Raw genomic sequence first — 12980 nt, 5'->3', positions numbered from 1 at the left:
CGGCGGCGTTCGAGGGTGCCCGAGCGCCGACCCGGCGCCAGCCGTCTGAAGCACATCGACATCGGCCGCTTCGGCCACGCGGCGCTGCTCTGCTGCGCCAACATGCCGATGTGAGTGCGCGGGCGTTAGGAAGGCATCGTGGCCGAGCCGATATGGCACAACCGGAGCCGACTCCCGGGCCTGGTTGAGACCGCCTCGGTCGCGTTCAGGTCAGATCTGATATTCCGTCGGTAGGCGGCCGGACTTCCGGTGCCGCAGCCACAGACGCCACACCTGCGCACTGACAGCGGACATCACGGCCGCCACCAGAAATGCTACCCATGACAAGCGGTAACGCGCCGAGTCACAGGCGTCCTGGGCCACGTGCGGATCCGAGGGCAGGTACCGGACCTTGATAGTGTCGCCGGCCCGACTCATACCGCAGCTCTTCGGCGCCGCCACCGTCGCCTCGACCTGCCTGCCATCGGACGTGGTGAATCGGAGGGTCATGTAGTCCGTACGGCGGCCCGTTTCGGTCTCGGTGACCTCGCCGGAGACGACAACGCCCTCCTTCGCGAGGTGGTATGCCGATACCACGGTAGCTGCGAAGTACCACCACGCGATCAGCGCGATCGGAGGCAGCAAGAAGCGCATCCACCAGATCTTCAGGTACGCGGAGCGGCCGGACTCGCTCTTCCTCTGTGGTTTCGCCTTGTCCTCCATCGCCCCCGCCTCATTGGCTGACCTTGATCCCGAAAGTGAGGTTTGCCAGGTTGCGGTAGAACGAAACGTCCCCCGGCCTGCCGGGCGGAGGCACGACCGAGACGGCGACAACGCTGGTCCGACAAACCGGGCACACCCGATCGTTCAGGATCGGTAGCCGTGATAGACCACAAACCGGCCCCGCCGTGAAAGTCAAGTTTGCCCAGCATGATCGAATCGGCGACGTGGCGCAGTGGGTGCCGCCAAGCAGGCGACGCGCACTCATGGCCGATGTGCGGAAGTTGGGCAATAGCAAGTGGTCGATGGCCCCCGCCTGAGCTGTCTGGCGGTGAGGGGTTGGCCGGCTCGCCGGCCAGCGGGTCCGCTCGCCCGCCCACGCCGGGTGCGGGCGGGGGCCAGAAGGCTTCCGGTGTCAGCTGGTGAGGCCGGCGTCGTGGGCGAGTAGGGCGACCTGGGTACGGTTGTTGAGATTGAGTTTGGTGAGTATGCGGGAGATGTGGGCTTTCACGGTGGCCACGCTCATGAACAGCTCGCCCGCGATCTCGGCGTTGGACTTGCCCCGCCCGACGGCGATGGCGACCTCGCGTTCGCGTCCGCTGAGCTGATCCAGCGCGGTGGTGGCGTGCCGTTGCCGGGCGGCGGCGCCGGTGTCGCTGAGGTGGGCGATGAGCTGTCGGGTCACGGTCGGCGACAGGATGGGTTCGCCGGCCGCGACCCGAGATATCGCGCGCAGGATCTCGGCGGGTGGGGTGTGTTTGAGCAGGAAGCCGCTGGCCCCGGCGCGCAGCGCGCGCAGGACGTGCTCGTCGGCGTCGAAGGTGGTCAGGACGATGACCTCGGGTGGGTCGGGTCGGGCGCGCAGCTGTTCGGTGGCGGCGAGGCCGTCGAGGGTGGGCATGCGGATGTCCATCAGCACCACGTCCGGGGCGTAGGCGTCGACGGCGGCGGCTACTTCGCTTCCGTCGCCGGCCTCGCCCACCACGGTCAGGTCGGGTGAGCCGCCGATGACCATCGCCAGGCCGGCCCGCACGAGCGGGTCGTCGTCGACGACGAGGACCCGCACCGCTGCGTTCACGTTGGGCTCCTTCTCTCTGCCCAGCCGGGCCACGGACCGACCCTGGCTGCGATCAGAGGGTAGGCCACGGTAGCCAGACCCAGAGCCGGAACTCACCGGCCGGGGTGGGTCCGTGTTCGAGGCGTCCGCCGGCGAGGGCGGCCCGTTCGGTGAGCCCGATGAGGCCGATGCCGGCGCCGGGAATTGCGGTACCACCGCCGGTGCCCATCGGGCACGGGTTGCGGATCTCGACGGTTACGCCGTCGCCCGGGGTCGCCCGGACGGTGACGGCCACCTCGGCGTCGGGGGCGTACTTGCGGGCGTTGGTCAGCCCTTCCTGCACGATCCGGTACGCGCTGCGCCCCACACCAGCCGGCACAGCGGCAAGCGCATCGGTCTGGCAGTCGAGCCGCACCGTCATCCCGGCGCGCCGCGACTGGTCGACGAGGTCGGGGAGGGCGGCCAGGGTGGGCTGCGGCCGTTCCGGCGTCTCGTCGGACCGGTCGACACCGGCGCGGAGGACGCCGATCACCTCCCGAAGGTCCTCCAGCGCCTGGTAGGCGCTGTCGCGGACCACCCCGGCGGCGCGGGCAACCTCGTCGGGCGCGGCGTCGGGGCGTAGCTCCAGCGCCCCGGCGTGCAGGCTCAGCAGGGACAGGCGGTGGGCGAGCACGTCGTGCATCTCCCGGGCGATCCGGTTGCGTTCGCCCTGGCGGGCCTCGGTGACCCGCAGCTCCTGTTCGGCCTCGACCCGCCTGGCCCGTTCGCGCAGCGACTGGCGCCGGGCCCGCACGAACATGCCCCAGGCGAGCACCGCGAACGCGAAGACGACGCCCAGCACGATCTGCGACCAGGGTCCGACCGGGACGTCCGGGCGGACCAGCAGCGTGAGGAACGGTACGAGCGCGTACCCGGCCGCGATCCGGGCGACCACCGCGAACCGCCGGTGCACCGCGACGGTGCACAGCGCGATGAGCGCCGCGCCCGCGGCGGACGTCGCGTAGACGCTGACCAGACCCACGACCACGGCGAGGCCGACCGGCCAGCGCCGGCGCAGCCACACCCCCAGACTGCACAGGCCGCCGAGGACGAGGTCGACGGTGAGCGGGACCGGCGCGATGTGCTGCGCGCGGCTGTCGACCAGGGTCAGCACCACCACGCCAACGGCCAGCAGGAAACATGCGGCGTCGACCACCCGGTCGCGGACCCTGCGCCCGGCCGGGCGTACCGGATCGTGGTCAGCATCGCTGATCACGCCCGCCGGTAGCGGGCTCCGATCCTGCGGGTCCGCCGGGGCCATCATGATCAAAGCGTACGGCCGGGTCGGGCCCCACGGCATCCGACCAAAGTCGAACCCGAGGTGTAGACCTTCGGCCCGCCGCCATCGACCTCGGCTCGTAGCGGCGCATGCGGCCGCTCCAGCAATCTGTTCCACATAACCAACGGACAGCCCAACAAACCTCCGAAACGGCATTCCGACCATTCCTGCGCCAACGAATGGCGCGGAAAGGAAGTGAGAAACGATGAGCGACATCCGAACGAACACGCCGAACACCGCCACCACGCTAGCCCGCAGTTGGTTCGTTCGAGGCCGGATCGTCGGCGCCGCGGCAATCGCGTTCGTGGTGTCGGTGGTGATAGAGAACGCGGTGCTCGCGGTAACGGGCGCGCCGAGCTTCGACGCTCCGATCGAGGAAGTGCTGGCGTACTACGCGGCCAACCGCGACGCGGTCGCGATCGCGTCCGGTCTGGTGGCCCTGTATCTGCCGCTGCTGCTCGTGTTCGTGACGGGCCTGCACGGCCTCGTGGAGCGGCGCGGCGGAGCGGGCGCCGACTGGTCGCGCCTCGCCTTGGCCGCTGGCGCGACGCTGTCGGCCATCTTCGTGCTTGTCAACGTCCTGCAGATCGGGCTCGCGCTCTCCGCCGGCGGGCTCGCCGAGCCGACGCCCGAGTTCGAGCTCGTCTGGCAGGTTCACGCGGCGGCGTTCGCGCTGGCGCTGCCGACGCTCGGCACCACCTTCATCGGCGCGGCCCTCGCCGCGCACGCGAGCGGGCTGACTCCGGCTTGGCAGCGCCTGCTGGGCCTGGTGGGCGGGAGCCTGCTGCTCGCCGCGGGGCTCGGCAACCTCGCGATCGCCGACGGCTCCCCGCTGCTCTTCGTCGGGCTCCTAGGGTTCGCCGCCGGGCTCGTCTGGCTGCTCGCGACCGGCGTGCGCCTCGTCCGGTCGCGACCGAGATGAGGGCGGCGCCGAGGTCGCGCACGCGGGCGAGGACTCCGTGGAGGGCCGCCTGGTCGAGTCCTGGGCTGCGTAGCGTGTGGTGCCGTCGTTCTCGTGGTGCATGGTCAGGCTGGACCGGCGCCGCCGGGGGTATCACGGCGGGGCCGCTTGCGGACCTGCCGCTCGGCGACCGCGAAGTTGATCGCCCAGGCGGCACCCTCATCCCCAACAGCGGACGCGGCGGCCGCTGGCTCGGGCCCCTCGGTCGGATCGTCACAGCGCGCGTGCTGTCCGGGTTCACCCGTCAGCAGCTGAAGCCTTCGTCGTCACCGTCTGACGACCGGACCGACGAGAACGACCCAACCCGTGCGTATATGCGCGCCCAGATCTGCCGCCACTCCGGCGGACGGACCGCTCCTCTCGAAGGAAGCACCGATGACCATCCGAACGAACACCCCGAGCCTGCTCGACAACCCGCCGATCCCCGTGCAGGCCAAGCTCGCCGCCGCATGGACCAGCTTCATGTTCCTCTACATCTACGTCGACCACTTCCACCTCTACAAGCCCGGCGTCATCGACAACATCCTGGCTGGCGTCGTCTTTGAGTTCGACATCAGCCCGACGTTGTTGACCATGATGCTCGCGTCCGTGGCGATCCCGGCCCTGATGGTGATGCTCTCCATGACGCTGCCCGCCCGGGTGAACCGCACCACGAACCTCGTCGTTGCATTGCTCTACATCCCCTACTCGGTGGTCAACGCGGCAGGGGCGAGCTGGGAGTGGGCCTTCTTCTACGGCCTCTCCATCGGAATCGAGGTGCTGCTCCTGGCCTTCATCCTGCGCTCCGCCTGGAAATGGCCTCGAACCCCCGCCGTCCCAGCCGGTACCGCGACGACCGACCGTCGACAGTAGGTATCCGTGTAAGTCTTACGGCGTGAAGCCGCCGCCGCGGAACTGATCGGAAAGCCTGGCGTTCGCGCGCTTCCCCTACCGAGGCCGCCCGATCCTCGAACCCAACGACACATCCTCATCTGACGCGAGCCGGCAGCAGGTCGGCGCGGTCAAGGTCGACTGTGGCGATGGTCGCGGTGAGACGCTGACGTTCGCCCTACAGGTTGACCCACGTGGACGACGGCTGCTTGAGGACCGCCATTCGCCCGAGCATGATCCGCAGATTCTCAGATGTGAAGCGGTCCGGCGGCTTGCGTCGCACTGCCGTACAGCGTCGAACCAGGCTCGAGCTGCGGCCCGGCCGCAGTAACGACGGCTGTATTGCCCCCACTACCTGGCCGATCCGGCGTTCCTCGCCGCCGAGGCAGCGCCGCCGCCACCTGACCGACCCCGACGTGCTGCCGGTATTCACGTCGGGGAATTCGTGGAGGACGCGGTGGCGGAGACCGTCCCACGCTGCGGCATCGGGAGCGGCGGCGTGGTCACGACGACAGCGGAATGACAGTGGCTCTGCGTAGTCTCGGCGGCCGGGAACCGATCGAATGTGCGGGGAGCGGAAGTTGAAGGCACGAACGAGGATATTGATTACAGCCGGTGCCGCAGCGGTCATCGCCTCCGCGGGTGGGGTGGCGTTCGCGGTCTCGGGTGACGGACTGCGTCCGGAGGCCAATAGGACGCAGGTGAAGAACGTGTCCGACAACGGGCCGGGGGCCGCTGCCGCCGGGCAGGCACCCGCCGTGGAGGAGACGCCGAAGGAGGAGGCGCTCAGCCAGCCGGCCGCAAGCGTGACGTCGAAGGTCACGCCTGGTACAAGGTTCGTTGTCGGTCAGGCGTTGACCTCCCCGAACGGTCAGCACAAGTTGGTAATGCAGGCCGACGGCAATCTGGTGCTCCTCGATTCGGGCAAGCCCGTGTGGTCCACCCAGACCGCGGACAACCCCGGCGGGCGGGCCGAGTTCCAGGCCGACGGGAACCTGGTCGTGCGCGCGGCCAACGACAAACCGACCTTCTACACGGCCACGGGCAAGAACCGCGGCACGCTGCTTGCCGTGCAGAACGACGGCAACGTGGTGATCTACGACAGCGCCGGCAAGGGCATCTGGGCCTCCAAGGTGCAATCGATGAAGATCTACCCCGACCAGGCACTGCACGGGGGCCAGACGCGCACCTCGGCTGACGGCGCGTACCGGCTGTCGCAGCAGCTCGACGGAAACCTCGTGGTCGAGCAGATGTCGCCCAAGAAGCCCCTGTGGTCGTCGCAGACCCACGGCAACCCCGGCGCCTACACGATCATGGGTGGCGACGGCAACCTCGTGGTGTACAGCAAGGACGAGAAGCCGATCTGGGTCAGCGGCACGAAGAGCCCCGGCTCGATCTTCATGATGCAGACCGACGGCAACGCCGTGATCCGCAGCGCCGACAACAAGGGCATCTGGGGCACCACCACGAACGGTATCTCCCAGCTCACCAAGGGCCAGACGATGCGGCCGGGCCAGTCCAGAGTGTCGCGCAACGGCCAGTACAGGCTGCAGCAGCAGACCGACGGCAACCTGGTACTCGTGCACACGCAGCGCGGGCCGATCTGGTCGAGCAACACGGCCCGTAGCACCGGTGCCCGCGCGGTCATGCAGCACGACGGGAACTTCGTCGTCCAGGACCCCGACAACAAGGCGGTATTCGCCTCCGGCACGGACGGCACCGGGGCGTCGTTCGTGCTCGTGCAGGACGACGGCAACGTGGTCGTCTACGACACAGCGAACAAAGCTCTCTGGTCCACCCGCACCACAGGAAAGTAACCGGGACGTCGGCGGTGTCACCGGTCCCCCCGGGTGGCACCGCCGATCCACGAGTACGCCGGGCCGTTCGGGTCGCCGGCGGACAGGAACAGGCTTCGGCCACCGTCAGCCGCAGGCATTGTCGCGGGCCATGGTCGCGGGCCGGCATCGCCCGTACCGCCGCCCAAGCGCCGCAGACGGCTTTCCCGCCGCACGCCGACGCCATCGTCAGCCGACGACTCCACCGCGACCACCCGATCAGCTGCCGTCAGTCTCTGCCTCAACGGCGACCGCGGCGAAGCGTGCCCACCGATCGGTACGCTGGGCGATCTCCACCGCCATAGCCACCCCGCGATTCTCACGCCCGGCAGGTGAGCCAGAGCGGATCTGTCCGCACTCGGGTTGACCAAATGGCCGTCGGCGCCCGCCAGTGCTGACTCCACTGCGTAGGCGACGTCGCATAGCCCGCGCACTCAACTGCGGCGACTCATCACAGGTCAACGCAGGGCAATGCCAGTTCCCCAGGACCTTTGGCGGAGGTCGCGGCTGCACGATCATCGGTCTGCGGTAGCCGCATCCGGGGGGTCACAGCCTGATCAGCAGGATGAGCACACCGGCCAGCAGCAGCGCGCCGGCGCCGAGCCAGGCGGACCTGATGCGGTCTCGGCGGCCCAGCGTCGCGAGGTCGCCGATGGCGCTGCCGCTCTGCGGGGCGTACTGCTCGAGCCGGTCCCGCCCGGCGCTGACCCGACCGACCGCGAGGGCGGGGTGGTCGGCCGGTGTGACGAGGTCCCGGAAGAAGAGCTCGGTGCTGCCCCGCTGCGGGTTGTCCTCTCGCGGGCCGTCGCTGACGGTCAGGATCGCCGGCCGGCCGGGGAAGAGCACCTTGCGGCGAATCGCGAGGTCGACGTCGACCGCGGCTCCGTCGTCGCCGTGCAGGCGGGAGTCGCCGTGGGCGGGGTACTCCGTCACGGTCTCCGAGGTGCCCTCGCCGGTGTAGTGGTAGAGCAGCACCTGATGGGACTGCCGGTACGGGTCGGTGGCGGTCTCGCCGGTCAGGATCACGGCCGTGCCCGGCTCGGCCGCGGCGAACTCGGCGGGAGTGACGACCGGCAGGCGGCGCAGGATCAGCCAGCGCCACAGGCCGCCGAGCGCCTGGCCGCTGGTGATTGACGCTCCGATCCCGACGGCCCCGATGAGGAACCACATGCCTCAATGGTCGGTCAGCAGCCCTGGGAGGACCAGGGGTGTTCCGGTGCGCGGGCGGGGGCAGTACCTCGGCCGGTGGGCCGGCGCCGCGGATCCGGCCGTCGGCCACGACGTAGGCGCGGTCAGCGTACGCGGCGGCCAGGCCGAGGTCGTGCAGCACGACGACCACCGCTGGCTGCGTCGGTAAGAATGGGACCCCTTTTTGTTGGTGAGCGCGGGTCCCACCGGTCGGCGGCAGGATCGTGTGTTCGTCACTTCGGGACCCAGTGGGTGGACTCAGCCGGTTCGACCCCGGTCGGGTCTGGAAGCTACCGTGGCCGCTCGGCTTTCTATTCACCGCCGGTCATAAGGGGTGGGTGTCATGTTCTACCACGCGCCGGCTGACTATGTGTGCCCGTTCTCCTGGCTGGTGGCGGGCGGCGAAGACGAACGCCGGAAATAGGACGACGTCGTGAGGCGCGACGAGTTGGCCATCGCGTTTATCTCGCCGCGGCGGTGGCCGAGGAACCACGGTCACGTGCTGATCGTGCCGAACGCCGAGCGTAGGACCACGTACGCCGGGAACTCGTCTGCCACTCGCGCCTCCAGTAATCAGGACCCAAGAACCCGCGCCGTGGAGCTGACCGCCGGTCTCCACGACGGCAGTTGATCGAGGAGGAAATCTATGGGTCAGAGCAGGTCGATGAGTGCCCGGATCGAGGCGGCCCGAGCGTCCGGCGCTACCGAGCTGGACCTGTCCGGCTTGCGCCGAAAGACGTTACCCAGCTCGATGGCCGGCCTCACCGGAATCACCGAGCTGGACCTGAGCGGTAACGAGCTCACCGAACTGCCCGCCTGGCTCGGCGAGCTCACCAACCTGACCTCCCTGGACCTGTTCGACAACAACCTCGTCGAGCTGCCTGCCATCCTGGGCAACCTGACCCGGCTCACCAGGCTCGACCTCCGTTTCAACCCACTCGGCAGACTGCCGGAGTGGATCGCCGGACTGCCCGGCCTCGCCTACCTCAGCATCAGTACCGTGCCGGACTGGATCGGCGAGCTCCGTTCGCTCACCCATCTGGAAGTGTCCGGGGGCGACCTGACGACGGTGCCGGACGGCGTCGGCCGGCTCACCCGGCTGGTCCATCTCGACCTGCAGCGGAACGAGCTGACCACGCTGCCCGAGTCGATCGGCGACCTGACGAACCTGACCGAAATCGAGCTGCGCGACAACAGGTTGACCACGCTGCCCGACTCGTTCGGCGCGCTGACCGGACTCTCCGAGCTGAACCTCCGCCACAACCAACTCGCCGCACTGCCCGAGTCCTTCGGTGGTCTGGTCAACCTCCGGCGTCTCGACCTGAAACTGAACCAACTCACGACGTTGCCGCAGTCAATCGGCAAACTCGCCAACCTCACCCATCTCGACGCGCCCCGCAACAACCTGACCACGCTGCCGGAGTCAATGGGCGATCTGACCAACCTGGTCCACCTCGACCTGCGCCACAACCGCCTGGACGGGCTCCCCGCCGCATTGTCCCGCCTGCCGAACCTGGAGCCCTGGATCTGATCACCGTTCGGATCACCGTGTCGAAGTCATCTCCGTCAGCCTCGACCTGCCCGCTTACAGGCCGATCGTCTCTACCCGGCGGACAGAGATTGCTGGCACGAGGACACACCTCAATGGCAAAGGACGCGTGCGTGCACCACCCTCTGGGGCTCGGCCCCAAAGTCGCGCACATCTGGGCCCCATTCACACGGACGAAGCTTCACCGCGGCCCATAGACCGTTGTGCTGCCGGGTGGAGGTGATGGCGCATCCATCGGTCTCGCACAGGCAGGGACGATGCTGCGGGGGCGGGACTCCGGTGGCAGGGGTTCGAGGTGTTGTCCATCGTGGAGCTCCGCCATTCGGTGGACGCTGGGTTGCGGCTCGTATTACGAAATCCTTACGGACGCACGGATCGGTGAAGTTCTTACAGATCGATGACGGACTCCGTTGTCGTCGTCTGTGGAGGTGTGTTCCGCGTATCCCCGGATGCCGCCGTCGTGCCCGGCCGGCACGGAACACCACAGCGAGGTGACAGCGAATGAGCTACGGAGTGGTACACATCAATCCCCGGCAGCTGCGGGTGGGACTGGTCGTGCTGGTCGCGGTCGGGGTGGCCGGCGCCGGGGTGGCGACCAGCGTCTGGAACGCGCGAGCGTCGGCGGAGGCCGCGCCACGGTCGTCGTTCGTGTCGATCCAGGACGTCGCGCCGAACGTGCGCGCGCCACAGGTCCAGCCCACCGGGTCGGCTGGCGTGTTCACCGTGGACTGCGGCACCAACGGCAACCGGAAGTTCAGCCCGGACAATCCGGTCGCGCAGCCCGGCGTGAAGAACGGCGCCCAGCACGTCCATGACTTCGTCGGGAACGTGTCCATCAGTGCCGACTCGTCGGATGCGAGCCTGGAAGAATCGGACACGACGTGCCGGAACGGCGACAAGTCGTCGTACTTCTGGCCCGTCGTGCGGATCAACCGAAAAGCCAACGTGGCGGTGCCGGACCTGTCCGGGACGCCGACGGTCAGTTGCCCCGCGGTCGCCGGCCGGCTTCCCGCGGTACCGCAGCAGGCACGTCCCGAGGTGGACCGGAACCTGGCTCTCCTGGCCCAGCAGATCACCGAGGCGAACCAGCGGCTAGCCGCCACCCGTGGCCAGGGCGGGCCGGACTTCGTCAACAACGCGATCCTCGGCCCGCTGCGCAGCAAGCGGATCGCCACCCTCGACCGGATCGCGATCGCGATCGGCCGCAACGGTACCCGACCCACCGGCCTGGAGTCGCTGGCCGACTGCGACCTCAGCTACGACGGCGCCGCTGGACACACCACGCACCGCACATCCCGTGGCCAGGCCGCCACGCCTCTGGTCGTCACCCCGACGGTCAACTGTCCGACGGTGCGGGACAAGCTCCCCGGCGTTCCGGCGCAGGCGCTCGACGAGGTCAACCGCAACCTCGACCTGCTGGACAAGCAGATCGCCGAAGCCAACCAGCGACTGGTCAGCACCCAGGGCCAGGGCGGAGTGAACTTCGTCAGCAACGCCATCCTCGGACCGCTCCGGGACAAGCGGGTCGCGACGCTCGACCGGATCGCGATCGCGATCGGACGGAACGCCGCCCGGCCGACCGGCCTGGAGTCCTTCGCGCAGTGCGCGCTGAACAACGCCGCCGGCGTGACACCCAGCGGCGGCTCCTCTGGGCCTGCCGCGTCCGCATCCGCGTCCGAACTGCCCGGCGTGGAAGGCCCCAACCTGGAGATTGCCGGCAACGTCGGCGGCATCGTCCGGCCGGCCAGCGTCACCATCGAATACCGCGGCAACGCCGTCAGCCGGGTGGTGCCTATGCCGAAGTTCCTCAAGGCCATCGTCGGCGACGCGAAACCGACCAGCCGCGGACCGGCCAACGCCCGCGCCACTTGGACGTGCAGCGGCTTCACCGATCGGCTGTCCGATAAGTACGTCATCTGCCCGGCCGGCAGCCAGGTGATGCGCGTGCACAACTTCGCCAGTTGCTGGGACGGCAAGAACACCGACAGCGCCAACCACCGCGACCACCTCAAGGTCGCCGACGCAGCCACCGGCGACTGCCCGACCGGCACCGTCGCCGTGCCGCAACTACGCATCACCATCGCCTACAACATTCCGCGCAGCATCCAGAAGAAGGGCCAGTACCAGCTCGACTCCTTCCCCGAGGAGAACCACAACCCGTTCTCCGACCACAACGACTTCGCCAACGTCAACTCCACCGAGACGATGGCCCGCATCGCCGCCTGCATCAACTCCGGCGGCCGATGCAAATAGCCAGTCTCCGACGCCCGGGTGGGTGGCCGACCGGCGCCACCCACCCGCCGCGGCGGTCGGCTGCGACAGCGGCAGGTACCTCACCGGGGGCGTCCTGAATGGCCGTTACGACGGTGGACCCACCCGGCATACACAGGCGGCGACGAGAACGACGGCCCCTGCGGTGCCAGCCCCTCTGCGCGGCTGCGGACCGCAATGCTGTGGCCGCAATCGAGCATTTCGCCCAGTACGCCAACGGCGCAGCGCTGACCAAGACTGCGTCAAGCGTGCTGGTGGCTTCCGCCACGACGTTTCCGGGTGCGTTCCATAACGCCGGAATGCCTCGAAGACCGCAACACCCGCCGCAGACCCGGTCAACCCCCACGTGGTCAAACGTCCCGTCAGCCCCTACAGTCCAAACCCAACACCGAGCAATAGAGCAGCATTCGGTCAGGCCAGCGCCAGGCAGACGTACTGGCAATCAATAGCACTTACACCGCATTGAGCCTCGGCTGGAATGTCCATTTGGCCATAGGCGTTGTACGCCCACACCACAATCTTGCCGCCGGCGGTCAACGCCATGCTCGCATAAGTTCCCGCGGAGATCGAGACCACGTCCGTCTGCGCCTCGTAAGGGACCTCGATCTGACCGTACTTGTTGTCGCCCCAGGCAATCACGCCACCGTCTTTGAGCGCGAGGCTGAAGCCCCCACCGGCGGAGATGGCGGTGACGCCGGACTTCGCCTCAGCGGGCACGGTCAACAAACTCGGCGGGGCCGGGTCGATGAGTCCACTTCGCACCCACGTGATCACGCTACCGTCTTCCCGCAGAGCAAGGCAGTGCTGGCCGGTAGAGATCGCAACGACCCCCGACCTCGCTTCGATGGGAACAGGTGCGTCGCCGGCCCAGTTGATGACGCCGCCGTTCTTGAGAGCAAGGCAGACAGGCCCACCGCCTACCCCGCCGGCGATTGCGGTGACACCCGACTTCAATTCCTCGGGCACCCTGTTCACCTCGGTTCGGTCATGGCTACCGCCCCAGGTGATGACCCCGCCGTCCCGGAGTGCCAAGCAATGGTTACCGGCTGCGGCTATCGCCGTGACATCTTTGGTGGCTGCCACCGGTACTCGGGAGAGCCTTTGCTCGGTCGGATCCTGGAGCAGGAAGTGACCCCAGATGCTCACTCGTCCGTTCTTGAGCGTCAGGTTGTAGGCGTTGGCCGAGCCGCCTGTAGAAATCGCAGTCACTCCGGACAGCGCGTCCGCCGGTA

General features: G+C 68.4%; 11 protein-coding genes and 1 pseudogene. 6 read left to right on the top strand and 6 right to left on the bottom strand.

What is annotated here, in order from left to right; translation table 11 throughout:
• Positions 1 to 210: 210 nt before the first annotated feature.
• From Vau01_RS49325 to Vau01_RS49315, 3 genes are all read right to left on the bottom strand, one after another.
• The gene (locus tag Vau01_RS49325) at positions 211 to 702 is read right to left on the bottom strand and encodes a DUF3592 domain-containing protein (RefSeq protein ID WP_204007983.1); all 492 of its coding nucleotides are present in this window, start codon (positions 700 to 702) and stop codon (positions 211 to 213) included.
• A 412-nt stretch (positions 703 to 1114) separates the two neighbouring features.
• Positions 1115 to 1714 (bottom strand): response regulator, encoded by a 600-nt coding sequence (locus tag Vau01_RS49320; RefSeq protein ID WP_239152554.1) that lies wholly within the window; start codon positions 1712 to 1714, stop codon positions 1115 to 1117.
• A 115-nt stretch (positions 1715 to 1829) separates the two neighbouring features.
• Entirely contained in the window at positions 1830 to 3059 is a 1230-nt protein-coding gene (locus Vau01_RS49315) for a sensor histidine kinase (RefSeq protein WP_239152540.1), read from the bottom strand.
• Between the two features lie 220 nt (positions 3060 to 3279).
• Here Vau01_RS49315 and Vau01_RS49310 point away from each other — a divergent pair, with 220 nt between their 5' ends.
• On the top strand, positions 3280 to 3996 hold the full coding sequence (locus Vau01_RS49310) for a hypothetical protein (RefSeq protein WP_204007979.1): 717 nt from the start codon (positions 3280 to 3282) through the stop codon (positions 3994 to 3996).
• Between the two features lie 28 nt (positions 3997 to 4024).
• Here the strand turns inward: Vau01_RS49310 and Vau01_RS65795 are convergent.
• Positions 4025 to 4198 (bottom strand): annotated as a pseudogene (locus Vau01_RS65795) (hypothetical protein); the annotation flags it as partial.
• Between the two features lie 212 nt (positions 4199 to 4410).
• On the opposite strand from Vau01_RS65795, the gene Vau01_RS49305 reads away from it, so the two are divergent.
• Together Vau01_RS49305 and Vau01_RS49300 are read left to right on the top strand one after the other, a co-directional pair.
• On the top strand, positions 4411 to 4887 hold the full coding sequence (locus tag Vau01_RS49305) for a DUF6326 family protein (RefSeq protein ID WP_204007978.1): 477 nt from the start codon (positions 4411 to 4413) through the stop codon (positions 4885 to 4887).
• A gap of 728 nt (positions 4888 to 5615) precedes the next feature.
• Positions 5616 to 6722 (top strand): PQQ-binding-like beta-propeller repeat protein, encoded by a 1107-nt coding sequence (locus tag Vau01_RS49300; protein ID WP_204007977.1) that lies wholly within the window; start codon positions 5616 to 5618, stop codon positions 6720 to 6722.
• Between the two features lie 564 nt (positions 6723 to 7286).
• Here the strand turns inward: Vau01_RS49300 and Vau01_RS49295 are convergent.
• A complete protein-coding gene (locus Vau01_RS49295) occupies positions 7287 to 7910 on the bottom strand; it encodes a hypothetical protein (protein WP_204007976.1) in 624 nt (207 codons plus the stop codon).
• Between the two features lie 46 nt (positions 7911 to 7956).
• Between Vau01_RS49295 and Vau01_RS49290 the strand changes: the two genes are divergently transcribed.
• The 3 genes from Vau01_RS49290 (at position 7957) to Vau01_RS49280 (ending at position 11730) form a co-directional block, all read left to right on the top strand.
• Positions 7957 to 8097 carry a hypothetical protein gene (locus Vau01_RS49290; RefSeq protein ID WP_204007975.1) on the top strand — a complete coding sequence of 47 codons (141 nt, stop codon included), beginning with the start codon at positions 7957 to 7959 and terminating at the stop codon, positions 8095 to 8097.
• Between the two features lie 477 nt (positions 8098 to 8574).
• Positions 8575 to 9459 carry a leucine-rich repeat domain-containing protein gene (locus Vau01_RS49285; RefSeq protein WP_204007974.1) on the top strand — a complete coding sequence of 295 codons (885 nt, stop codon included), beginning with the start codon at positions 8575 to 8577 and terminating at the stop codon, positions 9457 to 9459.
• A 519-nt stretch (positions 9460 to 9978) separates the two neighbouring features.
• Positions 9979 to 11730, top strand: a complete 1752-nt coding sequence (locus tag Vau01_RS49280; protein ID WP_204007973.1) for a DUF1996 domain-containing protein — start codon at positions 9979 to 9981, stop codon at positions 11728 to 11730.
• Positions 11731 to 12159: 429 nt separating this feature from the next.
• Here Vau01_RS49280 and Vau01_RS49275 read toward each other — a convergent pair whose 3' ends face one another.
• Positions 12160 to 12957, bottom strand: a complete 798-nt coding sequence (locus Vau01_RS49275; protein WP_204007972.1) for an RCC1 domain-containing protein — start codon at positions 12955 to 12957, stop codon at positions 12160 to 12162.
• Positions 12958 to 12980: the final 23 nt, after the last annotated feature.

It is taken from the genome of Virgisporangium aurantiacum, from assembly GCF_016863635.1.
Taxonomy (GTDB): domain Bacteria; phylum Actinomycetota; class Actinomycetes; order Mycobacteriales; family Micromonosporaceae; genus Virgisporangium; species Virgisporangium aurantiacum.
This window is presented reverse-complemented; position numbering and strand designations above follow the sequence as displayed.